Raw genomic sequence first — 22,478 nt, forward strand, 5'->3', positions numbered from 1 at the left:
TAACCCAAGCTACAAATCAATCAGGACCTAACTTATTGCCAATAAATGTCCCATTTTCTCTTTTTTAGTTTTTAAATATCTGTGACTTTCCTTAGTAGGTTCTATTTCTAAAGGCACTCTTTCCATAACCTTTATTCCATAACGTTCGACAGCGGCAATTTTTGATGGGTTATTCGTTAATAACCTTATTGCGTCAATACCAAAATATTTCAGCATTTGATAGGCAACAGCATAATCCCTACTGTCAACAGGAAGACCCAGTTGATGATTGGCATCAACGGTATCCAAACCTTGCTCCTGCAAGGCATAAGCTTTTAGTTTATTTGCTAAACCAATACCTCGCCCTTCCTGGCGTAAATAGATTAAAACACCTCCCTCATCTGCAATCTGAGATAGAGACTGTTCTAATTGTTTGCCACAATCACACTTACAAGAACCAAAAATATCGCCAGTAATGCATTCAGAATGAATACGCACTAAAGGCACACGATTGGCAAATACAGGTGGCTTCACCAAAGCAAAATGCTCCGCACAATCAAGTTCATTTGCAAACACAGTCATATTAAAATCACCTTTGTTTTGCAAAGGAATACGAGTTGAAGCAGCCGCTTCGATTAACGCTTCATGACGGATTCGGTATTCTATTAAATCTTTAATTGTGACCAGAGGGATATTATGTTTTTGAGAAAACAAAACCAATTCATCGCGTCGGCTCATGGTACCATCTTCATTGATAATTTCACAAATCACTGCTGCAGGAGTTAAGCCAGCAAGCTTTGCCAAATCAACACTACCCTCTGTTTGTCCAGCTCGTTCCAATACACCTTTTTTCTTAGCTCGTAAAGGAAAAACATGCCCAGGAGAAATAACATCCATTGGTCCGCTTTCCGGGCTAATGGCAACTTTAATAGTGTGAGCCCTATCTTTAGCAGAAATACCCGTTGATACGCCTTCTGCTGCCTCTATGGATACCGTAAATGCGGTACCATAAGGCGATTTATTATTTTGCGCCATCATAGGTAACTGTAATTTATCAATCAGTTCATCAGCCATAGACAAGCAGATCAACCCACAACCATGACGAGACATGAAATTAATTGCATCTGGAGTTGCATATTCTGCCGCCACGACCAGATCTCCTTCATTTTCCCTATCCTCATCATCCATTAAAATAACCATTTTACCGGCTTTGAGTGTTTCCACTGCATGTTCTATTGTAGCTAATGAATACTTCATAACGCGACCTCATTTGATCCAGTGTTCATTTTATCTTCCTGCCAATCCAGACATGCTATCATATTGTCGCCCATAGCATGCCAAGAAATTGTATGCGCTCGGTTAAAAATCCCACTCTGCTGGTATGCTGAAACTGCATTGTGCTCCAAAATACTTGGAACTATATATAAATAAGTTCGATGAACTAATCCTTCTTGATGGAGTGCAGTAAAAAGAGCCCCTCCTGCCTCTACCCAAACATCATGAAATCCCAACTCTCCTAGGTGGCTGATTATAGCACTTAAATTCATAGATCCATCCTTGGGAGGAATAAAATGCAAAGTACTATTGGGATAAGAAACTTCTCGATCATTGCCATGATATACATAACAATGAGCAGCTGTTGAAAAAATTTGTGCGTTTTTATCAAGGCTTAACTGCCTGTCGATAATTGCAACTGGTTTTGCCTGCTCTTCCTGGCCTATACGCACATTCATCTTAGGATTATCCAGTTGCACTGTTCGAGCAGTTGTAAGAATCACATCAGCCGCGGCGCGCATTTGATGCGTGAACTCCCCGCACAAAGTATTAGACAAAATAACCCGCTCTCCTACTGTGCGACCGATTTTACCATTTAATGTCTGTGCTATTTTCACTGTTACTCTTGGCTTTTGCGTCAAAGTCCAATAGGAGTAACTTTTATAAAATTCAGTAATCTCATCTACAGGATAGTGCGTCACTTTTATTCCATGAGCACGTAATTTTTCTGTGGAATTATTTTTTGCGACAACTGGGTTAGGATCCAAATAGGCAAAAACAACCTCTTCTACTCCATACTGAATAATCGCATCGACACAAGGCGGGGTTCTTCCCCAATGATTACAAGGCTCGAGAGAAATATATAGACTGACCCCTGGCATTTTAGGAGGAATCTGTGATAACAATAATTGTTCTGCATGAGGTGTCCCTGCACCTCTATGACATGCTTGTGCTATAATAGTTCCATTTTGCACAGCAACAGCGCCAACACAAGGATTAGGGGCGCAATGGCCTTGACCAAGACGGGCCTGTTCAAGCGTTGCGAGCAAAAACTTTTTGTGCATTGTTTTAGTACCTTTCTAAAGATGCATGGTAACCGCTCATGTATCTAATAGCCGTTTTCCCAAGGTCAAACCACGGGATAACGAGAGGAGATGAGTAGTTACGATGCGTGAATGATAACAAATTATTCAATTTTTGAGTAGCCTAATGATTAAATTGAAAATTAAGAAAAACATCTGTTGGATTCTGTTAGCAAGTCTTCTTGTCCAGCCTGCTTTCGCTGAGGGACTGTCTCCATACTCAACAAGTGAACTGGAACAATTAGAGAAAGAATTCGTTCAGCAGATCAATCAATCAGAAAGTGTGGAGCGAAATCCACTAGCCAGCCAATACGTTAATCGTATTGGAAAAAATCTTGCGCGTGCGGGACATATTAAATCACCTGATTTCTTTATAGTAAAATCAAATGAAATCAATGCCTTCGCAGGTCCTGGTGGGCATATAGGTATCAATTCTCAACTCATTTTAACTACTGATAGTGAAAGTGAACTTGCAGGGGTAATGGCCCATGAGATCGCACACGTGCGTTTGCATCACCTGTACAGAGCTATCGAACATCAAAAACAAATGCGTATTCCCATGCTCGCTTCGTTACTGGCATCGGCTGCGTTAGGGATTATCAATCCTACAGTTGGCATGGCTGGAATGATGGGATCTTTATCAGGATTTTCTCAAGATAACATCAACTTTACGCGCTCTAAAGAAAAAGAAGCAGATAGAATTGGCATCGATATGCTGATTAAAGCAGGATATAATCCTCATAGTATGGCTGCTTTTTTTAAAAAAATGCAGGAAAATTCACGATATTATTATACTGCGAATGTCCCTGCTATTCTGCGTACCCATCCTCTAGACGGAGACAGGATAGCTGAAGCAGAAAACCGTACTGCACAATTTTCACACAAACAATTTGCAGACTCTTCTGATTATCCTCTAGTCAAAGAATTAATTCGTACTTCAGTAACCCGTGAACCTAAAACATTACTTGATTATTATGAGCATCAATGCAACAAAAAAACTCCTGCCTATGCCTGCCAATATGGTCATGCCCTTAGCTTAATTAATACAAATAATTATGCAAAGGCCGCTGCGATTTTAAGTCCTTTGTTAGTGCAAAATAATAATCTTTATTTTCAAATTGCTATGGCACAGACTGAAACAGGATTATCCCAGCACAAAGCAGCCCTCTCTCGACTGGAAGAAATACAAAAAAATTACCCAGATAATTATGCAGCCATGATGGCTTATGCTCAGGGTTTATTGGCTGCGAATCAAAATGAAAAAGCAACAAGTATCCTGCTTAAAGGAAGTAGAAAGTACAGACAAGATCTTCCTTTATGCCGTGAATTAGCCCGAGCACAAGCGCAATCGCATCAAAAAAGTTATGCTTATTTTACACAAGCCCAATGTTTACTTCTTGAAGGGCAAAAAAGAGCGGCGGTCGCTCAACTGAAAGTGGCTCGTGGTCTTGCCAAAAAAGATCCTTATTTAACAGCAAGGATTTCCGCCAAAATTGATGAAATTGTGAATTAAAAATCACCCTCACCCTAGCCTCTCCTTCTAATGGGACAGGGGATTACTTAACTTTTAATAGCTACGATTCCCTTCTCCCTCAGGGAGAAGGTACCCGAAGGGCGGATGAGGGCATTAGGTAAAATTTTTGCCAAGCGGACTAATCTCGAAAATTCTCATACTGCAATGGCAATTTAATATCTGATTTTTTTAAAAGCGCAATTACTTCTTGTAAATCATCACGTTTTTTACCTGTAACACGAATTTTATCCCCTTGAATAGAGGCTTGAACCTTACTCTTGGAATCTTTTATATGTTTGACGATATCCTTAGCTGTTGGCTGATCTATTCCTTGTTTAAAAGTCATATTTAGGGAGTAAAATTTTCCACTATGGACCGGCTCCTCTTCCATATCTACACCAGAAGCATCAAGATTACGTTTACTGCAATGATTTCGGAACAAATCCTCTAATTGCCTGACTTGAAAGTCTGATTCGGAGCGTAATGTCACCGTAAGCTCTTTAAGTTCTATACTTGACTCTACCCCTCGAAAATCAAAGCGAGTACCCATTTCGCGTACCGCATTATCAACTGCATTACGTAATTCAACCATGTTGGTTTCAGAGACAATATCAAAAGAAGGCATAAGCAACCCGTTCAAGTTAAAAAATATAATTTAACAAAAAAGAGAAGGTTAAACCACCGTTCCCTTGATTGATCTCTTACTGTTGCATATTCATGTAAAGCATGTTATCAAATTAAAATGGATCAAAAATATTCTATTTAGTTACCAATCGCACAATAACCTCTAGTTGTTCTATCTCAAGGAGTGAGAAGTATGACAAAGGAAAAGAAGGAGCAGTATACCTCATATCAACCCCAGCATCATCGTTCTCGTTTTTGGATTCATTCAGAGTCTTGTTATACTGAAGAAGAATTAGCCCAAAGAGAATGGATACTTAAAACGCGTGCCAATTCAGGGATCCATTCCGATTATTTGAGCAATCCAAGTTCATGGTTTGCTGATGATTCACAAGCCTTGATTAATGTCTATGAGCGTTCCTGGTTTTACTCAAATGCATATAAGACGCGTCACGCCTTAACACGAGATGATTTTCACGTTCAGCCTATTGATAGTCAACGCCTCCAATGGCCAGCTTTGTATGAATTAATGCAAAAAGCTGGAGATTATTTATTATTAAGAAATCAGGAACTACCACCAGATCATTTAAATCAGCCCATTAATTTCTTCTTACTGGATTTGAATCATATCCTGAAAGGAATTAGTCAAAACCCTAATGCCAAACAAACCAGGGAACAATTGGAGCATGTCACTCGTTACGTTCGTACTATAGAAAAAAACATTTCGCCTTTTTCAGGTTCTGATCGGTTATTTTTAGCCAATTTCCGCAGCACTATTGATGATGAAATTCACCCTCAATTAACCCATCGAATTGAATCGCAACTATTAAGAGATCGTCTTGGTGAATTATCAAAAACCATTGAACAATTGTCCACTGAGCGCAACAGAATATTACATTTTGCTCTGAATACGAATCAGGTTAATCCCCACCCTTATAGGTTCGCAATTGATCAACCCAGTGATCTGAAAGCCTATCCAACACAAGCAGCAAAAGAGTGCAGTAAAAGCACTACTGCCATCGTAGAAAATCCTACGCCTGTATTGCAATTAACCGGTAATCAACTTAAAGACTGCCCAGATTTCCACTTAATCAATATGCAAGAAGAAGTACTCGATCATTATGCCAAAGCGATGACGGATCTTAATGAACTGGAACAGTTTCAAAAAGTTATTACCCAAACCATGGATTTATTGGGACAAGCGGGTGAAGTGTATACAGTTTTTCAGTTTAAGGAACAGTTATCCTCCCTTCTGAGCCAAATTGAATACTTTATTGATGAATCATCTGTTCACATTGAGGAAATAATCCGTGCCAATACACATGCCTATCATAAAGCAATTCAAGAAGAACAAAATTTATCTCTAGTAAAAAAATTATTCACATCGGAACAAGAAAAATTAAACACTTTCATAGGGAATCAAGATACTTTAGCTCATTTTCCCTCTACAACAGCGGAACTTGCAAAAACAAATCAAGCGCTCAAACAACAAGTCAATCATGTGATTGGTCATTTAAACGGGCCTAAAATAAAAGGCTCTGATTTTGCAACGCTTGCTGGACAAGCTCAAGAATTAAATACATTGATGGATTCGATGCATCGCTGGATCACATTTCAGTATCAACTCAAAGGTCTAGAACCACCTCAAAAACCGGATAGGTTGGAATTATTACCCCAACTAAAGCCCGAGAAAAAATCCCCTCCGCAAACGAAATCATGCCCATCATTTTTTGATAGGAATAAAAAAATATCTGCAGTTGATGATTATCAACAACCTAATGTGTTTTATGAAACACATAAATCCCAACAACTGCCTTCAGCACAACCTCAAGCACTCGCTGCTTGTGCAGATAATCAAGAAACTGCTGTTTGTCCAGTACCGAGTCATGAGAACAATAATGCAGGAATCTATATGGCATGCATTGTTATGATTCCCATTGGATTAATTGTCCTTTATTTGCTCTATCAATCTCTAAATAAGTCAGAAACCAAAGTGAAAGTTCTAGGAAGCAAAGAGGAGTATGCGACCATAAAAACTGAGGTAGACGATCTGATTGTAGAAATTCAAAAAACCCAAAAGCAAGAAGATGCTTATGCAGAAAGTCTCTTTGAAATTTATACAGATTCCTACGAACAGCTTGCTGAACAAGCCCAAGAAGGAATTTATGATACAGAAGAATTAAAAGAACTCCTTCAAGACTTGGAGAATTTCTATGATGAGCACTGTTCAAAATCAACGTTAATTCACATGAATTAACCGGCGCCAATATGAGCCGAAGTGCCGTTCGGCTCATACTTTTAACGAATATCTCCCAAAAAATAATAGGGTTTGAATATAATTAAAATAAAGTTTGATGTACTGGTAGTTCACTAGAGCTATAATTAAGCTGCTTCATATTTAATATGTCTTTATGTCTTTTTATAGTAAGAAGGCGAAACTGTATCCGTTGAGAGTGTGTTGTGAAATCATTTAGAAGTAATTTTAAACCCTTACTCAGATTAGCTATTCCACTAATTCTCACTGGATTATTACAATCTTCCATTTATTTTTTTGTAACTATTTTTTTAGCTCATGTAAGCCAAGACGCATTAGCGGCCGGTTCACTGGTTGCCTGGCTTTTTGGTACATTTAACGTCATTATTTTGGGTATCTTAAATTCAATTAATGTCTTGGTAGCTCATCAATATGGAGCGCAAAATACGCATGGAATTTCTTTGGTGTTCCGAGATGGGTTTTGGCTGGCATGTATTATGACCCTTCCAGCATGTTATTTTTTTTGGCATATAGCCCCACTGCTCTTGTATCTTGGACAAAATCAAGCATTAGTTAATCTGACAGATTCTTATTTACATGCATTGACCTGGGGATTATTCCCTAATTTTATCACTGTGGTACTGATGGAGTTTGTTATAGGACTTGGCAAGACACGACTTGCATTACTCTTTAGCACCCTAAATGTTTCCTTGAACATCCTATTTAGTTTTGTACTGATTTTTGGAAAATTTGGTTTGCCCACTTTAGGCGTTGCTGGTGCTGGCTGGGGATCAACTATAGGTTTCTGGATAACTGCATTATTTTTCACTGGGTTTATTTTTATAAATAAAGATTATAAACCCTATACACGTCTTCTCTTTACTTACCTTAAACCATTTTACTGCATGGAACTACTGAAAATTGGTGCTCCTCTAGGGATAATGTATTGTGTGGAAATTGGCTTTTTCTTTGTCTTGATTTTAATTGCAGGTTCTCTTGGAAATCAATTGTTGGCCGCGAATCAAATCACCTTACAATACTTATGCATATTGATATCCATCATTTTTTCTATAGCACAAGCAATCACTGTTCGCATAGGACATCTACTGGGAGAAGGTGATATAAGCTCTGCAAAGCACGCAGGTTATACCGGTACTTTTGCTTCCGTTATTTTTATGTCTGTTGCAGCGCTTATTTATTGGTTTTTCCCTGAGTTACTTATTGGAATTGATTTTGATACACACGATCCCCTCAATCAGGGCGTTGTTCATTTTGCCATCCAACTTCTCGCAATATGTGCCATTTTTCAAATATTCGAATCAGCCCGTATCTCACTATTTGGTGCTTTACGTGCTCTAAAAGACACACGTTATACTCTGGTCATCTCCATGTTCAGTTTTTGGGGAATCGCTCTACCTATCGGTTACTTATTTGCAATTCCTCTTCAATGGGGAGGCGTCGGTCTCTGGTGGGGCATGTCATTAGCTGCTTTTGGTAGTGCTGTATTGCTCTACAGGCGGTTTAATTTTAAAATGCGCCATTATCGACCAGATGGATGATATCTTGAAGTGCACTGTTTTGTTCTGCTTTTTTTTAGTATGCACTCTGTTTTCAGTTTCGGCACCTGCTTTAGGCAAGCCTGATCTAAAATCTTATAAGTTTACTTTTTCGAAAAAAGAACATTTTAAGGTTTCTTTTGCTGATTATCCTAAAGGCCAAGAAAAATTCTTTGAGCTTGAATTCAAAAATGGCGTTACACTCCCCCATGAAATTAATACTCCCCTGCATGGATTAAAAATATCGGGTAACAATCATAGCGATGATCTATTCATGTATGCTTATAAAAAAGTAAAAGGCTTAAAACCTAATACAACGTATCATGTCCGTTTTAATTTGGAATTTGCTTCTAATGCCACTGAGGGTTCTATAGGAACGGGTGGCTCAACTGGTGATTCAGTCTATGTAAAAATTGGTGCTGTATCTGATGAACCCAAACGGTATGTAGATAGCTCTGATTATTACAGAATGGATTTGGACAAGGGAAATCAAGCATTTGATGGAAAAGACATGATTACCATTGGTACTGTAGGCACAGACACAGAAAATTCCATCTACCGACTAAAAACCTTACCTTATTTACCTGATGAAGAAATGCAAAGCAAACTCGCTAACTATACAGTAATTACCAGCAATAAAGGTGAGGCATGGCTAATTCTAGGTACTGACTCTGGATTTGAAAGTACGACTACACTTTTTTATACCAATCTCTCTGTAACATTCAAAGAGCTGATTAGGGAATCAAAATAAATTGTTCAATGCCCTTGGAATTAGTATCTGAAGCCAGGTTAGACACTGGGATTACGCTTCCCTAGCATGGGCTGTTTAAAGAATTGGGCAAAAGTGAAATTTAAGCGCAGGTTGAGAGGCATTTTCACTCAAGATGCACCAAACATGGCTTTTCGATCAATGAAAATAAACTTTATACAACAAAAATAGGCCGATGATTAATGAAATTACTCCCGTAGTGATCAATAGTCCCGATTTATCGATTACTTTATTCCAAATTTTATACACAGTATCTGGACAATAGAGCCTAAATAAGCCGCCAATGAGTATTAACCAAGCAAAAATCGTAACAATAACAGGCCAACCCATTAACCACACGTTATGGCTAATAACCATTAATAAACCAATAATCAAGGTTATTATGCCAACAACTAACATGACGGCACGTTGCCCCATTAATTCTCTCATTGCGGTAACTACAATTTCACGTCTTATCAGTAAAAGCAGGCTCACAATTACCAAATACCAACCTAATACAGCAGCTAGAAAATTGGTATTCATAACAAACTCCTGAAAACAATTCTCCTATATAAATTATAGTTCAAAATACCCCTCAATCACGTGGTGAAATAAGTAAAAAACGCTAAACTTATATATATAAGTTTTGGCTCAAAGGATTCTTAAATGAACACGCAATTTACCGCAAATGTGTACTGCAAAGAAGAAAGAATCGCGACCCAAACTGGAACTAATATCGACCAGCTTTATGCTTGGATGCTCATTCAAGTCAATGGCTATTTTGGTGACATTCGCGGTGAAATTATTGATAACAAGACCCATAAAACCATTAGAACATTTCGCAAAGCACCTATAGAATAAAGCGACCCATCCCTACTTAAATTTAGCAATTATCCACTGCACGAATTAAATAAGAAAAAAAGAATTATTGACTAAGATAAAGAAGCTCATACAATGAATCCTTTTACTCTAAGGACAGCCATGAGCGCTCGTGGAAAAACATCATCATTTAACCTATTTTGGTTGCTCAACTATATTTCAATTGCATCGGTTTCGGCAGCGATTATCACCCCTGCATTGCCCAAAATCCAGGCCGAGTATATTTTAGGCCCAGGAGCCGTTGAATGGATCGTCTCCGCATTTTTGATTGGCTATGTGGTGGGTCAATTAATCTATGGCCCGCTCGCTAACCGATTTGGGCGTTTAAAAGCACTACGCACAGGTCTAGTAATTAATCTATTCGGGATTGTTATTTGTTTGCTTGCTTTGCTACAGGGCAGCTATTGGTTGCTTGTGAGTGGACGGTTAATTACCGCTTTAGGTGCTGCCAGTGGGCTTGCATGCACCTTCATGTTAATTAATGAATGGTTACCTGAGTCACAACGCAAAACGGCTATGGCCTACTCTGTGTTGTCTTTTGCACTGGGAATTGGGATCGCTGTAGTAGTTGGTGGATTAATTACGGAATATCTTCACTGGCAAGGATGTTTTTGGATTTTACTCTTGCATGGTGTAATAATGCTTTGGGGCACCTGTGTATTTAGCGAAACATTGATGCATCCTAAATCGATACATGTTTTAACGATTATCCGTGATTATTATGCCGCCCTATCTTCTGCAAAACTGGTGATTTTTTCATTAGTGGTGGGCTGTTGTTCTGCAATATCTTATTGCTTTTCTGCTGCAGGACCTCAAATCGCAGAAGAGTTATTGAAGCTTTCAGCAGCAGAATATGGCTATTGGAATATACTCAACATTATGGGCATGCTCTTTGGCGGAATATTTTCCAAAAAGTTACTGTCTCGTTTCTCGGCAAATCAGCTCATTTCGATTGGTTTTCTTGGCGTTGCCCTAGGGATACTTAATTTATTGATGATGTGGCATTTCGAGAGTCAATCGACGTTATGGTTTTTCCTGATTACATCCAGCTTATATTTATTCAGTAGTTTCCTCTTTTCAGGAGGTTCATTCGTAGCATCTAACGCACTTACGGACAAAGCCAGTGCTGCGGCCATGATGAGTTTTGTTAACATGTGTTTTGCAACACTCAGTGTCATTTTAATGGGCTATTTAATGATAAATCCTTTATTAAGTTTTATTATTATTTTAAGTATTGTTTGGTTACTTGTTGTCGGACTATTAATAATGAAGGTTTTGATGATAAAAAATTCGTTGATATTATCTGGGGATTCAGAGTAAATATCTACGCCTCATTGCGTGGAATAGGAGGCAATCCATGCCACAAAGCCATATACCTCAAACACTGCAAAATTTTTTAAATTTGAGCAATACCAAACCCGCTGTTTTTGTGCCTGAAGAGGTTCGTGATCTCGCAGAAAAAACAGCGGAAGCTTTTGCCCTACCTAAATTATTTGTACCCTTGATCAGTAACCTAGTGCTGCAATTGGCTGATCGGGTGATACCAACTCGAATTTATCATCCGGCCCCACAAAAAAGATTACCTTTAATTATTTATTTTCATGGAGGCGGACATCTCTCAGGAAGTATAGATACCCATGATGCTCTTTGCCGGCGGATTGCGGTTAGCAGCCAAACTATAGTCCTTTCTGTGGGTTATCGATTAGCCCCAGAATTCCCATATCCAGCCGGGTTGCAGGATTGTATTGCAGTGTTTGAAGGAAAGGCTGAATTACTTAAAGCATTTCAAGTAAATACCGAACAGGTTTTCTTAGCAGGTGATAGTGCAGGAGGAAATTTAGCACTATCGGTCTGCCATCAAATGAAAAAGCAGGGCGATACTTCGATTAAAGGATTAGTGTTAATCTATCCTTCTATTGATTTCTCTATGAACTATGATTCATATCAGCGCAATGGAGAAGGTTTTTTGCTCACACGAGAAAAAATTAAATGGTATTTTGATAATTATTTTAGAAATGGAGGTGATCGGATTCACGCATCACCAATGTATTTCGAACATTTAGAATTATTGCCACCTTGTTATATCGCAGCAGCAGAGTATGATCCTTTATTTGATGAAGCACTTGCGTTTGCAAAAAAAATTGAAAACTTGGGGGTTTCTGTAATCCTTGAAGAATTTAAGGGAATGATTCATGTCTTTGCACAACTTGAAATATTTGTCCCTGATCAGGTTTTTCGATTAATTCAATCTATAGAACATTTTATCAAGTCTCAGTCTATAAATTAGCCCCACCCCTCATTCCGAGCGTCGTGACGGATCTACTGGATGTATCGCCATGTTATAATTGGGGGACCCCTCGCTACGCTCGGGATGACGGTAAAAAATTCTTGATTGCGCTGTGCTATTCTGGACTACTTTAAATTCACTTAAAAAGTATCAAATCCCTCATACTCTTCCCAAATAAGCTGTTCATAAGTACATTCTTCTACAACAGCAAGTTGCGGCCCTTCCTTTAGCCATTCGTAAAACAGTTCAAGGTTTTCAACAGAACCACAAGCAAAAACCTCTACACGCCCATCATCAAGATTTCGTGCCCAACCGGTAATACCCAGCTTTATAGCTTCTTTTTGTGCCGAAGCGCGATACCACACTCCCTGAACTTTCCCAGAGATAAAACATTTCATACATGCTTGATTCATATTAATTTTCTTATTGGTTTTTGAATAAATAAAGTTTATCTTATTTTAAGTTCTGCTTACAGTTCGCCAGATTGATCCAAAATAGTAGCATGGTAAGCAGGCTCTAAGAAAAAGGAGATAAAAATGGCTATATGGTTTAAAAAAATTTCTCTCGAGTCTCTAAATCAGTTTGGTAAAAATACCATGTCGGAATTTCTTGGTATTCAATTCATTGAAATAGGTGATAATTTTTTAAGAGCAACTATGCCAGTCAGTGAGCGCACCAGACAACCTATAGGCATTCTTCACGGCGGTGCTAATGTCGCCTTATCGGAAACAGTAGCAAGCACCGCAGCGAATGCAGTAATTGATGTAAGTCAATTTTTTTGTGTCGGTTTAGAAATTAATGCCAATCATATTCACTCCGTGAAACAAGGCATTGTTACTGCCATCACCTCCCCTATCCATATAGGACGCTCCACCCATGTTTGGGAAGTTAAGATTTTTAATGAAGAACAAAAACTAACATGTATTTCGAGAATGACAGCATCCGTAATCAATCGCCCCAGAGAATAAGCATTACCTACAAAGAGGCCGAATATTTTTTTCAGGATTGTGATACACTAAACTGTTTTTTATTTATTCATAACTGTTTATGAAACCCAATCAGACGCTTAAAAATCGTGGTGCTCTTAGTAATCCAGATGGCCGCTTCGAGCCAGAAACTCGTGAGTCTTTCGCTGATGGTTGGGATATTGAAGAAGACAGTCTTCCTCCACTAGAAACATTTTTATTGCCCGAACATTCCAAATCAATAATCAGTCGTAATGAATCTCCTGATCTAGGCTTTGAACAGTCCATTAATCCCTATCGAGGCTGTGAGCATGGTTGTATTTATTGTTATGCCAGACCAAGCCATTCTTATGTTAATTTGTCGCCGGGAATCGATTTTGAAACCAAAATTTTTTATAAGGTAGATGCGGCAAAGCTTTTAGAAAAAGAAATTAATAAATCAAATTATAAGTGTAAGCCTATTGTCTTAGGCGCAAATACCGATCCTTATCAACCCGCAGAAGCGAAACTGGGAATTACTCGAACTCTTTTAAAAGTATTGGCGAACCACCATCACCCCGTAATTATTATTACTAAAAATGCACTTATAGAACGTGATTTAGATATCTTGTCCGATATGGCGAAACAAAATCTGGCCAAAGTTGCAATTAGTATCACCTCACTTTCCACCGATTTAAAGCGAATTATGGAGCCAAGAACTACCGCACCCTCAGGAAGATTAAGAATCATAAAACACTTAACTGACAGTGGGATACCTACTCGTGTTTTGGTTGCACCTATTATTCCGATGATCAATGACATGGAAATGGAAAAAATCTTGCACGCTGCGGCAGACTCTGGAGCCAAGCATGCCAATTATGTATTGATCCGATTGCCTCATGAAGTAAAGGAATTATTTAAAGAATGGCTTGCGCAACACTTTCCTCAACGAGCCGAACATGTGATGAGCCTTATTCGTCAAATGCGCGGAGGAAAAGAATATGATGCACGGTTTGGCAGCCGCATGCGTGGTGAAGGAGAATATGCCAATCTTTTAAATACTCGATTTCAGCTTGCTTGTAAAAAATTTCGCTTAAATGTTGAACCTGATCCCTATTTAACACTGAGTAAGTTTTGTAAAAAAGAGGATTTAACCAACAAACAATTAAATTTATGGGAAGATGAATGGTAAGTGTTCAAAACATGTTAGCGGAATAATCCATCACGAGTCCTCTTTGAATTTTTTTCAATCACTTAGTATTAAAGCATACATTTTTTGGTGAAAACTTATGCAAAATAAAAAATAAACTCTATACTTAAGCTGAGTGAAAAAAAAAAGTAAAACCAAGGAGGATGTAATGAATAAAAGTTCATGCATTTCAAAAGTGTTACGTACAGGTATTATTGTCGGTTCCATATTTTTCGCCGTAGGTTATACATCCATTGCCAGTGCAGCTCAAGGCTGCGGACATGGATATCATAGGAATATGTATAATCAATGCGTATTAAATCGTCCAGGACCATATGCTAGACCAGCTCCATATCATCACAATTGCTGGAGAAATGCATGGGGTCAATTACGTTGCAGATAATCTAATCTCCGATTGGCCTTACCTTTTTAGGTAAGGCCAATGCTCAGAAAACGATTTATTTTATTTCTTTTTATTAGAATGAGATTCGACCTTAGATTTCTCCTGAGCATGTTTCATTTTATCAGGATGAGCAGAATGTTGTTGATCGTGACGGCGTGCATCTTGAGACTCATTTTTAAATTTATTATGTTTTGACATGTTACTTTCTCCTTTGCGATTAAAATTCCATCCATAGAATTTAAACTTAGTTCGCATTCTTTGAAAAAGCAAATTATTAACCCATTTACACTTCGGTCGCTTTTCTGCAACACGAAGCATCGTTAGCCAGCATGCAGTTTAATCCATAAATTCAGTGGTTGTAATTGAAAAAGTAAGTTAAAGTAATTTTTAATAAAACACTATTTAAAACGGACTTTTCATGGCACCTGAAATAAATGAAATTTTAAGGAAAATCAAAGAACAAAAACCTTTTGTATTAACTATTACCAATTATTTCCCTATGGGCTACGTAGCAAGCGGAATACGCAGTGTTGGTGGCTTTCCCATAATGTGTAGTGCAGAAGAAGAGGTTGAGGAATTACTGAAAATATCGAAAGCGGTGGTAATCAATCTGGGTAAATTAGATAATGCTTTTATAAAACTGAGCAATCAAATCTGTAAGATAGCAAACCAAATGAATATCCCTATCATTTTAGATCCAGTGGGAGTAGGAGCCACCCGATACAGAACTGATGTTGCAATCAATTTGATTAAAAAACATCAAATTTCCGTTATTCGTGGCTACCCTAATGAAATTGCGAGTTTGCTGACTGATACACTCGTCATCCACGATAGTAATCATCTGATCGAAGACAAAACAATAATTGAGCATGCTAAGTCCTTATCAAAAAAGCATAAGCTTACTGTAGTCGTAAGTGGGAAAAGACATTTGGTTGTCAACTCCAATCATATGGATCAATTTAATTTTGATTCCGCTATGGTGCAAAAAGTAGCGGGGATTGGCAATTTACTTTCAGCAATTATTAGTGTTTTTACTTCCGTAGTCCAAGATCATTTTTGGGCTGCAAAAAATGCAGTACATTTTTACGCGGACTGCGTTGGCCCAACTTCTTCTAGTGCGTCCGGTCCTGCATCATTGATTATTGGGATAATCGATAAAATCTACATTAATGCAACAAAAGCACAACTGTTTACTTAGATGAATCAATAAGATGCAGCTTGGACTTTGGTCCAACCTATATATTATTTAAGTTTGTAGCGTCGAATTAGTGCCGATCTAAGCAGACACCATAAAACTACTTAGTAAAGACCATAAAAGCAAATATCCCCTGGTCTACCAGAACTTGAAAATTACGCCAAGATTGATGTCGTGCAATTTGGGCGAAGGTTTCAATTTCTTCAGGATAATCATCAGCTCGTGGATGTTCCATACGGACGATAATCTCATCACCATCGATTTCAGGATTACTTTCTAACATTCGCGATTGCAAAGCATCCAGCCATTCATCACGTGTTTGATTCGGTTTGCGTACCCCATCCACCATTAACAAAAAACCATTAGGGTTTAGTTTCTGTTTACAGACTGCAATAAATCGTTCTTTTTCATCCAGCGATAAATGATGAACCGCATAACTGGTATAGATGACATCAACCGAAGCGATTAAACGCGGCAGTGCAGAAATCATATTATCTGCGATAAACTCTTTTTCACACTTTAGGGACGCTAATGTGTTTTCTGCCATTTTTAAAACATCTTGGGCCGCATCAATACCAATATATTTTTTGATGGAAGTTGCCGTAAGCACAGGAAGAACGGTACTACTATCCCCACACCCCACATCCACAAAGCAGAAAGAACGGCTTCCTATATATTCTGAGAGAAATTTTTGCAATGCCTGCAACATCTCACGATGATATAAGGTATTATTTTTAAGAGCACTTTGGTAACGTTGCCAATTCTGATTAAAGTACTCACTCGCAGTAGTCATAACTTATGATCCTAATCCTTTTGGTAAACAAATAATAGCAACTCTCATCGATCAGGTATACTTAAACGATTAGAGAAGTAATAGACGCAGATTGCAGGAAATAGAACTAAATGATAAAATTTGCACCACTTAGCTAATACATAGGCCATATATGAACTATTTTTTTTCACTGCTGTTCACTTTATCTTTTTCCGCAAGTTGCCTTGCTGGGCCTATATCCGAACTGAGTTTGCGCGATAAAATTGGCCAAATGCTTCTTATTGGTTTTGATGGAAAAAAAATTAATGCTAAATCGCCAATAGTAAAAACAATAGAGGAAAATAATATTGGAGGAGTCATTTTATTCGACTATAACTATCATACGAACACGTTTGATAAAAATATTGAAAGTCCGGAACAAGTAAAAAGACTGAATCATGAACTGCAATACTTTGCGGAGCAAGGTAATTTGCAACATCATCGAATGCAATTACCTCTATTAATTTCCGTTGATTATGAAGGGGGACAGGTAAATCGCTTAGGTGAGCAATATGGATTTCCTCCAACCCTATCTGCTGCCGAAGTCGGCAAAAGAAGCAGTAAGGAGGCTGAGTCCACTGCGAAGTCTATGAGTCAAACTCTAAAAAAAGCGGAATTTAATTTAGATTTTGCCCCGGAACTGGATGTCAACGTCAATCCAGACAATCCAGTGATTGGGAAAAGAGATCGAAGTTTCTCCAGCGATCCCAAACAAGTCACACGCTTTGCACGTATATACACCCATCATTTCCTCAATCAAAAAATTCAATGTGCTTATAAACACTTTCCAGGTCATGGGAGTTCCACTAAGGACTCACACCTAGGTTTTGTGGATGTTACAGAAACCTGGCACCCATATGAGTTAGAGCCTTTTGCACGCCTGATCAATTCCAATGAAACATGCGGTGTCGTCATGACAGCACATATTGTGAATCGTCAACTTGATCCATCTGGACTGCCAGCCACTCTATCTCATAAAATATTAACTGACCTTCTTCGCAATCAACTCCATTTTAAAGGCGTCATTATTACAGATGATATGCAGATGAAAGCTATTAGCGATAATTATGGTCTTGAACAGGCTTTAGTACTAGCCATCAATGCTGGTGCAGATATGCTGATATTTGGAAACAATTTATCTGTTCCAGAACAAAATCCAGCACGAGTTATTGACATCATTGAAGCTAAAGTCCAATCAGGTGAAATCAGTCAAGAACGAATAAATGAGGCCTATCAACATATAGTGGCTTTAAAAAAATCCTTATAGGATTGACGCAATACTGCCTGAATGCAGCCCTCATCAAAAACGCTTCACCCAGGCTACAAATCTATTTTATCCTACCCTTTTAAATTGAATGGATACATCCACATCCATACCCGGTGAAACAGTTAGTCTTCCTTTTGCACTGCCTGAAGTTTTTGAAAAAATGCCGCTCAAGTTACCGTATTCTGTTTTGATGGTCACCGTACCATTAACACAAATTCCCTTCAGTTGCGTGGTATTATGGTCTGGGCACACGAGACTCCCTGAGCGTTTGTCAGCAGTTACTTCTATGTTTAAATTACCCTCTTTATCTACAGCACTGACTGTTCCTGCTCCATTATAAACACATTCTCCGATTAACCAATTACTCGCCTTACCTGAGCCAGACCAATTTCCAGAAATATCGTCACACGAATTTGAGCCCGAATTAAAAGTAAAATCAGCATTGGCTATGTGTGCGAAAGACAGTGCAGCAACTGTAAATCCTATAAGTAATTTTTGTTTCATTATTTTTCCTTATGAGTATCCTAATACAAACACAGCATGTTTGTGACTGGTTAAATTCGGAACCATTATTACGTTATAGAATTACAAGTGCAATCGAAAAGAAACAGAATGGGAAAATAAATCCCAAATTACCTAAGAGGCTCGAGAACAATCTCTTAGTATAACTCGCTCACTCCACTGATTTCTTGATTAACCATTAGAAATTTGAGTACGAGGTGAAGAGCATTCATATACAAATAAATGTATCGGTTTAGTTTGCTTGTGAATGACTGGAATTATTTTATGATGCGCTAATGTAGCCAATGATTGGCACTGATTAAAAAATCGCTCCGCACATTGTTTTGTATCTCTAAAATCGATATAGGTTATTTTGTTAATTTTTCCTTTGGATAGTGAATTTAAAAAAGCCTCTCCCCAATATTGATATTGATTGATATCCCCACAAGGAATTGCATACACAGGCTCATTGGGCATAAAGAAATTCAATGCTGCAGCATTAGTATAATAACCAGTAACTATAGGTTGTTCTTTCTTTATCATTTCAAGTGAGTGAATCGCTTTGTTGAGTACTGTATAAGCCCTGCCTTTTTTCAAATAGTAAGCTATAGGCCATGAATTAATAACAATCATAATAATGCTAAGGGACAGAAAAAATGGATAAATTATCATGAAAAACCGTTGATAATGATATTGGGTAATGAGATATCCAGTGATCAGCGCGAGGTTTATTCCCAGCGGCGTCAAGTAAACCACTCGAGCATCCCCTCCCAATAAAGTCGCTGTAATCCAAAAACCCAGGCCGGCAAGCAATACCGCATAAGACAATTCTAAAACTTCATTCCTTGATGTATTTTTACTCTGTTGATACTTGAACCATCCCAATGCAGCCAATAGCAGGAAAACAGAGTAATTAATCACCAATGCCCCTATGAGTTCAAAGAGACAATGAACAATCGTCGTGTTGGTTTGGGTTTGACTGTGAAAATTTAATAAATAAGTAATTGATATCCAGTTATGATTGATATTCCAATAAATCACAGGAGAAACCATTAGAATAATGATTAAACTCGCCAGGTAAAAATGGATGCTTTTAAAGAGTTGTCTCTGTTTTGAGAAAACAACATACAGCAACAAACCGATTACGCTGACAACAGCAGTATATTTAGATAAAATCATGGCACCAATAAACAAGGCACACAGATAAAGATCAAGAATTCGTTTTCGGGAAATATAGAGAGCAAAATAATAGAAGGACAAGATAGTAAATAAATTTAATGGGGCATCGTATAAAACACGAACAAAAATACTTTCCGTGGTCGTGGGCAAAGCGACCCAGAGCAATGCGCTAATTAATCCTGTCCGCTGATCATGTAGGAGACAACCTGTCTTGTATATATAATAGGCGCCCCCAATCAAGCATAAAAAACCGACAATGTTGATAGAAAAGAAAGTATTTCCAAACAGGGCTTGAGAAATATGGAAAAAATAAGCAATCATTGGAGGTCCATCAAAATAGGACCAAGCCAGGTGTTTTCCCCAAGCGTAATAATAAAAACTGGTAATGGTAGGAACTATGAAAAAAGTTGCTAGAAACAAGAATCCGATATAAATAATTAGGAAGGGCTTTGTCGCTTTTTCATTCCACATAAATCACCAAGTTCCTTTTGCTCTAGGGTCTGTTTACCTTTCTACTATTTTGGCTATTTCAGCTCAAGCTAGCAAAATCTATACTTACCCTTTCTTTATAATATTGGACTGGATAATATCATAATACGCATTTAATACACACTAAAAACAAAAAGTTATTTAGTACCAGCCACCTTTTTGTCTGGGGGAATGGTTTCCGTAGGATTGGGTAAAATTTCCACAACATGAGCCAACCATTTTTTATTATCTGCGCGAATAAGGGTATTGGTGCGTCCATAAATGGAATCATTTAAAGTACAATTTATTAACGACGCTAATGTTGCGTCGCATCGGACTTTATAATAATTTCGATTCTGGGTCAGTGCTTGAATTTGATACTTGGTTAACAGTTTGCCAAAAGGAGTATTCGTATGCAGCACTTCAGCGATCATGCTCGTTGGTAATGCATTAAAGTTCATAGTAATAAAAGCGAGCTCGACAACCATGGCCTCTTTTTTTGTTTGTGCCAAATTGGGCTCATTCCGCTCTCTATTGCTATCAATCAGCATAACAATCGAGCGACGATAAGTATTATTCTCCGGATCCTGATTTGCAACAATTGTTTTTATAATTGCACGACGACCATAATACTTCTCGATACTTGGTGTCATTAAAGGTTGAGTTAATAGTTCATTGTAAGGGCTGGGCAATTGAGTAGAACTGACTTTCCTACCTATTTTACTTATCTCGGCCAGTTTATTGATCTCGACTTGAATTTTATTAGATTCAGGAGCGCCATTAACTACTATGGCTTTGAACAATAACATCATCGCCAAAAAAGGAAAGAAAAGAACCAGTTTTTTAATCATCTTCATTATTAAGATCATGTGAACTCAGCTTGGTTTGAATTTTAGAAATGTTTTAAGTGCGATGATATAAGAGGTTGAGGTAAAGGATCAATCGTGCTTAATGAGCGAATATTCGTTAAATGATAGGTACGGTCTAAAGTAAAAATCCGCAGCTCGAGGCTGCGGAATTAGAAATTACATGGTAAAGCAACGGACGCGTTCTTCTTCTTTATCTTCTTCTTCCTCTTGCTTGTCGTCATTCACCACTTCTTGGTTTTGTTCAGGTGACGCTGGATTAGTGTTCTCTTCTAGTTCTTCTTCCTCATCTAAATTCAGCCTATCAAGAACATTTAACATGGATGCCAATGCAAGTGTTAACCTTAACTCTGCTGGTGCTGGTATGGTATGGAAATGACCATTTGGGCAAATAAAATGAATATGGCCCTGAGGACAAAGAAAACCAGGTACTGTTCTAGGAGCAAAACCAAAAAAGGAATTTGTATTTCTTGGTTGTTCATTTTGCTCTGGGGTTTGTTGTTGCGCCTCTTCAGACTCAAGTCCTTGTTGTGAGCTTTCTTGTTCTAAAATTTCCTGTGAGTTATCTAAACTCTCTTGCTCTTCTTCAGTACTTTCCTGTGAACTGTGCAAACTTTTTTCTTCGTCAGTCTTTTTTTCAACTTTAGGTGAGCCTGGTGGTGTGTGAGGCATATCATTGCTCCTTAAAAATTAAAATAATTAAAATTCCGATAAAAATAACCTCGTGAAAAGAAGCTCGTTTTGTCACGAGTCTGTCTTTTCACGAAGCAAGTTTACAGTTAATTTACAATTTTTGGTAGGCCAAATAAACCAATTTTATTTATTTTTCACACTATTTTATAGAATGACCAATTTGAGTAAATGTTATTGATTTTAAAACAAAAAATTGTAGCATAAATGAGCAAAATTATTTTGACCCAACAAGCAATTTAGGCTATAGCTTATGTAATGGATGATAAATACCTGTTCCAATTTGAACTGGTTAACAAAACTGAGTAACCATGAACACACAATACCTGGATAAATATGTAGTCACACAAATGGTTATAGGCTTAGTAATTCTTCTGCTCACGCCATTTATGTATGTTCATAGTCTGATATTGCAGATCATTGGTTCAGTATTTTTTATTATCGGTTTGTTGATCCTAATCATTGCGGCAAAACAATTAGGATCGGCTTTAACACCTGTTGTCACCCCGAAAGAAAACACTCAGCTCGTAACCTCAGGAATTTACGGCATTGTTCGGCATCCAATCTATACAGGAGTAATTACAATGGCTATTGGCTGGTCTGTATTCTGGGGCGCGCTACTCTCTTTCATTACTTCATTAATTTTAATCATTTTTTTCGATTTCAAAGCAAAAAAAGAAGAAATTTTATTAAGCAAAAAATATTCTGAATATGAACAATACAAGTCAAAGGTAAAGAAAAAAATAATTCCCTTTATTTATTAGTCATAAA

The 22,478-nt window shown here is 37.9% G+C and carries 24 protein-coding genes; 13 read left to right on the top strand and 11 right to left on the bottom strand.

All coding sequences use genetic code 11. From position 1 onward, the window contains the following. Window positions 1-27: 27 nt before the first annotated feature. On the bottom strand, window positions 28-1,236 hold the full coding sequence (gene ribB, locus ACF8MK_RS16130; protein WP_265702532.1) for a 3,4-dihydroxy-2-butanone-4-phosphate synthase: 1,209 nt from the start codon (window positions 1,234-1,236) through the stop codon (window positions 28-30). Continuing rightward, window positions 1,233-2,318 carry a bifunctional diaminohydroxyphosphoribosylaminopyrimidine deaminase/5-amino-6-(5-phosphoribosylamino)uracil reductase RibD gene (ribD, locus tag ACF8MK_RS16135; protein WP_392537510.1) on the bottom strand — a complete coding sequence of 362 codons (1,086 nt, stop codon included), beginning with the start codon at window positions 2,316-2,318 and terminating at the stop codon, window positions 1,233-1,235. The genes ribB and ribD overlap by 4 nt, the downstream gene beginning before the upstream one ends. Window positions 2,319-2,463: 145 nt before the next feature. Here ribD and ACF8MK_RS16140 point away from each other — a divergent pair, with 145 nt between their 5' ends. After that, the gene (locus ACF8MK_RS16140; RefSeq protein ID WP_392537511.1) at window positions 2,464-3,849 is read left to right on the top strand and encodes a M48 family metalloprotease; all 1,386 of its coding nucleotides are present in this window, start codon (window positions 2,464-2,466) and stop codon (window positions 3,847-3,849) included. Window positions 3,850-3,988: 139 nt separating this feature from the next. Here ACF8MK_RS16140 and ACF8MK_RS16145 read toward each other — a convergent pair whose 3' ends face one another. Continuing rightward, window positions 3,989-4,474 (bottom strand): YajQ family cyclic di-GMP-binding protein, encoded by a 486-nt coding sequence (locus ACF8MK_RS16145; RefSeq protein WP_265702537.1) that lies wholly within the window; start codon window positions 4,472-4,474, stop codon window positions 3,989-3,991. Between the two features lie 192 nt (window positions 4,475-4,666). Here ACF8MK_RS16145 and ACF8MK_RS16150 point away from each other — a divergent pair, with 192 nt between their 5' ends. From ACF8MK_RS16150 to ACF8MK_RS16160, 3 genes are all read left to right on the top strand, one after another. Continuing rightward, window positions 4,667-6,727, top strand: coding sequence for a hypothetical protein (locus ACF8MK_RS16150; RefSeq protein ID WP_392537512.1), 2,061 nt, complete (start codon window positions 4,667-4,669; stop codon window positions 6,725-6,727). Window positions 6,728-6,930: 203 nt separating this feature from the next. Continuing rightward, complete coding sequence (locus ACF8MK_RS16155) at window positions 6,931-8,283, top strand: MATE family efflux transporter (protein ID WP_392537513.1); 1,353 nt, start codon at window positions 6,931-6,933, stop codon at window positions 8,281-8,283. A gap of 4 nt (window positions 8,284-8,287) precedes the next feature. Further along, entirely contained in the window at window positions 8,288-9,031 is a 744-nt protein-coding gene (locus tag ACF8MK_RS16160) for a hypothetical protein (protein ID WP_392537514.1), read from the top strand. Between the two features lie 156 nt (window positions 9,032-9,187). Here ACF8MK_RS16160 and ACF8MK_RS16165 read toward each other — a convergent pair whose 3' ends face one another. Beyond that, window positions 9,188-9,571, bottom strand: coding sequence for a hypothetical protein (locus ACF8MK_RS16165; protein WP_392537515.1), 384 nt, complete (start codon window positions 9,569-9,571; stop codon window positions 9,188-9,190). Between the two features lie 123 nt (window positions 9,572-9,694). Between ACF8MK_RS16165 and ACF8MK_RS16170 the strand changes: the two genes are divergently transcribed. From ACF8MK_RS16170 to ACF8MK_RS16180, 3 genes are all read left to right on the top strand, one after another. Then, window positions 9,695-9,889 carry a hypothetical protein gene (locus tag ACF8MK_RS16170; RefSeq protein ID WP_265702546.1) on the top strand — a complete coding sequence of 65 codons (195 nt, stop codon included), beginning with the start codon at window positions 9,695-9,697 and terminating at the stop codon, window positions 9,887-9,889. Window positions 9,890-10,009: 120 nt separating this feature from the next. Then, window positions 10,010-11,227, top strand: coding sequence for an MFS transporter (locus ACF8MK_RS16175; RefSeq protein ID WP_392538980.1), 1,218 nt, complete (start codon window positions 10,010-10,012; stop codon window positions 11,225-11,227). Between the two features lie 37 nt (window positions 11,228-11,264). Next, complete coding sequence (locus ACF8MK_RS16180; protein ID WP_392537516.1) at window positions 11,265-12,194, top strand: alpha/beta hydrolase; 930 nt, start codon at window positions 11,265-11,267, stop codon at window positions 12,192-12,194. Between the two features lie 140 nt (window positions 12,195-12,334). Here ACF8MK_RS16180 and ACF8MK_RS16185 read toward each other — a convergent pair whose 3' ends face one another. Beyond that, on the bottom strand, window positions 12,335-12,607 hold the full coding sequence (locus ACF8MK_RS16185; protein ID WP_392537517.1) for an acylphosphatase: 273 nt from the start codon (window positions 12,605-12,607) through the stop codon (window positions 12,335-12,337). Window positions 12,608-12,730: 123 nt separating this feature from the next. Between ACF8MK_RS16185 and ACF8MK_RS16190 the strand changes: the two genes are divergently transcribed. The 3 genes from ACF8MK_RS16190 to ACF8MK_RS16200 all read left to right on the top strand — a co-directional run bounded on the left by ACF8MK_RS16190 (window position 12,731) and on the right by ACF8MK_RS16200 (window position 14,730). Further along, window positions 12,731-13,162 carry a hotdog fold thioesterase gene (locus ACF8MK_RS16190; protein WP_265702552.1) on the top strand — a complete coding sequence of 144 codons (432 nt, stop codon included), beginning with the start codon at window positions 12,731-12,733 and terminating at the stop codon, window positions 13,160-13,162. Between the two features lie 79 nt (window positions 13,163-13,241). Continuing rightward, entirely contained in the window at window positions 13,242-14,330 is a 1,089-nt protein-coding gene (locus tag ACF8MK_RS16195) for a PA0069 family radical SAM protein (protein WP_392537518.1), read from the top strand. A gap of 166 nt (window positions 14,331-14,496) precedes the next feature. Then, entirely contained in the window at window positions 14,497-14,730 is a 234-nt protein-coding gene (locus ACF8MK_RS16200; RefSeq protein WP_392537519.1) for a GCG_CRPN prefix-to-repeats domain-containing protein, read from the top strand. A 60-nt stretch (window positions 14,731-14,790) separates the two neighbouring features. On the opposite strand, the gene ACF8MK_RS16205 is transcribed toward ACF8MK_RS16200, so the two are convergent. Next, window positions 14,791-14,928, bottom strand: coding sequence for a hypothetical protein (locus tag ACF8MK_RS16205; RefSeq protein WP_164715639.1), 138 nt, complete (start codon window positions 14,926-14,928; stop codon window positions 14,791-14,793). Between the two features lie 220 nt (window positions 14,929-15,148). Between ACF8MK_RS16205 and ACF8MK_RS16210 the strand changes: the two genes are divergently transcribed. Beyond that, the gene (locus ACF8MK_RS16210) at window positions 15,149-15,928 is read left to right on the top strand and encodes a hydroxyethylthiazole kinase (protein ID WP_392537520.1); all 780 of its coding nucleotides are present in this window, start codon (window positions 15,149-15,151) and stop codon (window positions 15,926-15,928) included. Window positions 15,929-16,025: 97 nt separating this feature from the next. Here ACF8MK_RS16210 and ACF8MK_RS16215 read toward each other — a convergent pair whose 3' ends face one another. After that, window positions 16,026-16,718 (bottom strand): class I SAM-dependent methyltransferase, encoded by a 693-nt coding sequence (locus ACF8MK_RS16215; protein WP_392537521.1) that lies wholly within the window; start codon window positions 16,716-16,718, stop codon window positions 16,026-16,028. 151 nt (window positions 16,719-16,869) lie between these two features. Here ACF8MK_RS16215 and ACF8MK_RS16220 point away from each other — a divergent pair, with 151 nt between their 5' ends. Further along, window positions 16,870-18,003, top strand: coding sequence for a glycoside hydrolase family 3 protein (locus ACF8MK_RS16220; protein WP_392537522.1), 1,134 nt, complete (start codon window positions 16,870-16,872; stop codon window positions 18,001-18,003). Window positions 18,004-18,069: 66 nt separating this feature from the next. On the opposite strand, the gene ACF8MK_RS16225 is transcribed toward ACF8MK_RS16220, so the two are convergent. The 4 genes from ACF8MK_RS16225 to ACF8MK_RS16240 all read right to left on the bottom strand — a co-directional run bounded on the left by ACF8MK_RS16225 (window position 18,070) and on the right by ACF8MK_RS16240 (window position 21,689). Then, window positions 18,070-18,507: a hypothetical protein gene (locus tag ACF8MK_RS16225; protein WP_392537523.1), complete on the bottom strand. Its 438-nt coding sequence runs from the start codon at window positions 18,505-18,507 to the stop codon at window positions 18,070-18,072. 189 nt (window positions 18,508-18,696) lie between these two features. Further along, the gene (locus ACF8MK_RS16230) at window positions 18,697-20,154 is read right to left on the bottom strand and encodes a glycosyltransferase family 39 protein (RefSeq protein ID WP_392537524.1); all 1,458 of its coding nucleotides are present in this window, start codon (window positions 20,152-20,154) and stop codon (window positions 18,697-18,699) included. A gap of 155 nt (window positions 20,155-20,309) precedes the next feature. After that, window positions 20,310-21,008: a hypothetical protein gene (locus ACF8MK_RS16235; protein WP_392537525.1), complete on the bottom strand. Its 699-nt coding sequence runs from the start codon at window positions 21,006-21,008 to the stop codon at window positions 20,310-20,312. 168 nt (window positions 21,009-21,176) lie between these two features. Then, on the bottom strand, window positions 21,177-21,689 hold the full coding sequence (locus tag ACF8MK_RS16240) for a hypothetical protein (protein ID WP_392537526.1): 513 nt from the start codon (window positions 21,687-21,689) through the stop codon (window positions 21,177-21,179). 329 nt (window positions 21,690-22,018) lie between these two features. Between ACF8MK_RS16240 and ACF8MK_RS16245 the strand changes: the two genes are divergently transcribed. Next, a complete protein-coding gene (locus tag ACF8MK_RS16245) occupies window positions 22,019-22,471 on the top strand; it encodes a methyltransferase family protein (RefSeq protein ID WP_392537527.1) in 453 nt (150 codons plus the stop codon). Window positions 22,472-22,478 lie beyond the last annotated feature (7 nt).

The organism is Legionella sp. 227, assembly GCF_043161935.1.
Classification (GTDB): Bacteria; Pseudomonadota; Gammaproteobacteria; order Legionellales; family Legionellaceae; genus Legionella; species Legionella sheltonii.

Excerpts from the sequence above, each read along its gene's own strand:
- ACF8MK_RS16205 (WP_164715639.1), bottom strand. The coding sequence starts at position 14,928 with ATGTCAAAACATAATAAATTTAAAAATGAGTCTCAAGATGCACGCCGT.
- ACF8MK_RS16235 (WP_392537525.1), bottom strand. The coding sequence starts at position 21,008 with ATGAAGATGATTAAAAAACTGGTTCTTTTCTTTCCTTTTTTGGCGATG.
- ACF8MK_RS16240 (WP_392537526.1), bottom strand. The coding sequence starts at position 21,689 with ATGCCTCACACACCACCAGGCTCACCTAAAGTTGAAAAAAAGACTGAC.
- ACF8MK_RS16170 (WP_265702546.1), top strand. The coding sequence starts at position 9,695 with ATGAACACGCAATTTACCGCAAATGTGTACTGCAAAGAAGAAAGAATC.
- ACF8MK_RS16175 (WP_392538980.1), top strand. The coding sequence starts at position 10,010 with ATGAGCGCTCGTGGAAAAACATCATCATTTAACCTATTTTGGTTGCTC.
- ACF8MK_RS16195 (WP_392537518.1), top strand. The coding sequence starts at position 13,242 with ATGAAACCCAATCAGACGCTTAAAAATCGTGGTGCTCTTAGTAATCCA.
- ACF8MK_RS16150 (WP_392537512.1), top strand. The coding sequence starts at position 4,667 with ATGACAAAGGAAAAGAAGGAGCAGTATACCTCATATCAACCCCAGCAT.
- ACF8MK_RS16210 (WP_392537520.1), top strand. The coding sequence starts at position 15,149 with ATGGCACCTGAAATAAATGAAATTTTAAGGAAAATCAAAGAACAAAAA.
- ACF8MK_RS16230 (WP_392537524.1), bottom strand. The coding sequence starts at position 20,154 with ATGTGGAATGAAAAAGCGACAAAGCCCTTCCTAATTATTTATATCGGA.
- ACF8MK_RS16140 (WP_392537511.1), top strand. The coding sequence starts at position 2,464 with ATGATTAAATTGAAAATTAAGAAAAACATCTGTTGGATTCTGTTAGCA.
- ACF8MK_RS16200 (WP_392537519.1), top strand. The coding sequence starts at position 14,497 with ATGAATAAAAGTTCATGCATTTCAAAAGTGTTACGTACAGGTATTATT.
- ACF8MK_RS16225 (WP_392537523.1), bottom strand. The coding sequence starts at position 18,507 with ATGAAACAAAAATTACTTATAGGATTTACAGTTGCTGCACTGTCTTTC.
- ACF8MK_RS16190 (WP_265702552.1), top strand. The coding sequence starts at position 12,731 with ATGGCTATATGGTTTAAAAAAATTTCTCTCGAGTCTCTAAATCAGTTT.
- ACF8MK_RS16245 (WP_392537527.1), top strand. The coding sequence starts at position 22,019 with ATGAACACACAATACCTGGATAAATATGTAGTCACACAAATGGTTATA.
- ACF8MK_RS16180 (WP_392537516.1), top strand. The coding sequence starts at position 11,265 with ATGCCACAAAGCCATATACCTCAAACACTGCAAAATTTTTTAAATTTG.
- ACF8MK_RS16165 (WP_392537515.1), bottom strand. The coding sequence starts at position 9,571 with ATGAATACCAATTTTCTAGCTGCTGTATTAGGTTGGTATTTGGTAATT.
- ACF8MK_RS16220 (WP_392537522.1), top strand. The coding sequence starts at position 16,870 with ATGAACTATTTTTTTTCACTGCTGTTCACTTTATCTTTTTCCGCAAGT.
- ACF8MK_RS16185 (WP_392537517.1), bottom strand. The coding sequence starts at position 12,607 with ATGAATCAAGCATGTATGAAATGTTTTATCTCTGGGAAAGTTCAGGGA.
- ribD (WP_392537510.1), bottom strand. The coding sequence starts at position 2,318 with ATGCACAAAAAGTTTTTGCTCGCAACGCTTGAACAGGCCCGTCTTGGT.
- ACF8MK_RS16145 (WP_265702537.1), bottom strand. The coding sequence starts at position 4,474 with ATGCCTTCTTTTGATATTGTCTCTGAAACCAACATGGTTGAATTACGT.
- ACF8MK_RS16215 (WP_392537521.1), bottom strand. The coding sequence starts at position 16,718 with ATGACTACTGCGAGTGAGTACTTTAATCAGAATTGGCAACGTTACCAA.
- ribB (WP_265702532.1), bottom strand. The coding sequence starts at position 1,236 with ATGAAGTATTCATTAGCTACAATAGAACATGCAGTGGAAACACTCAAA.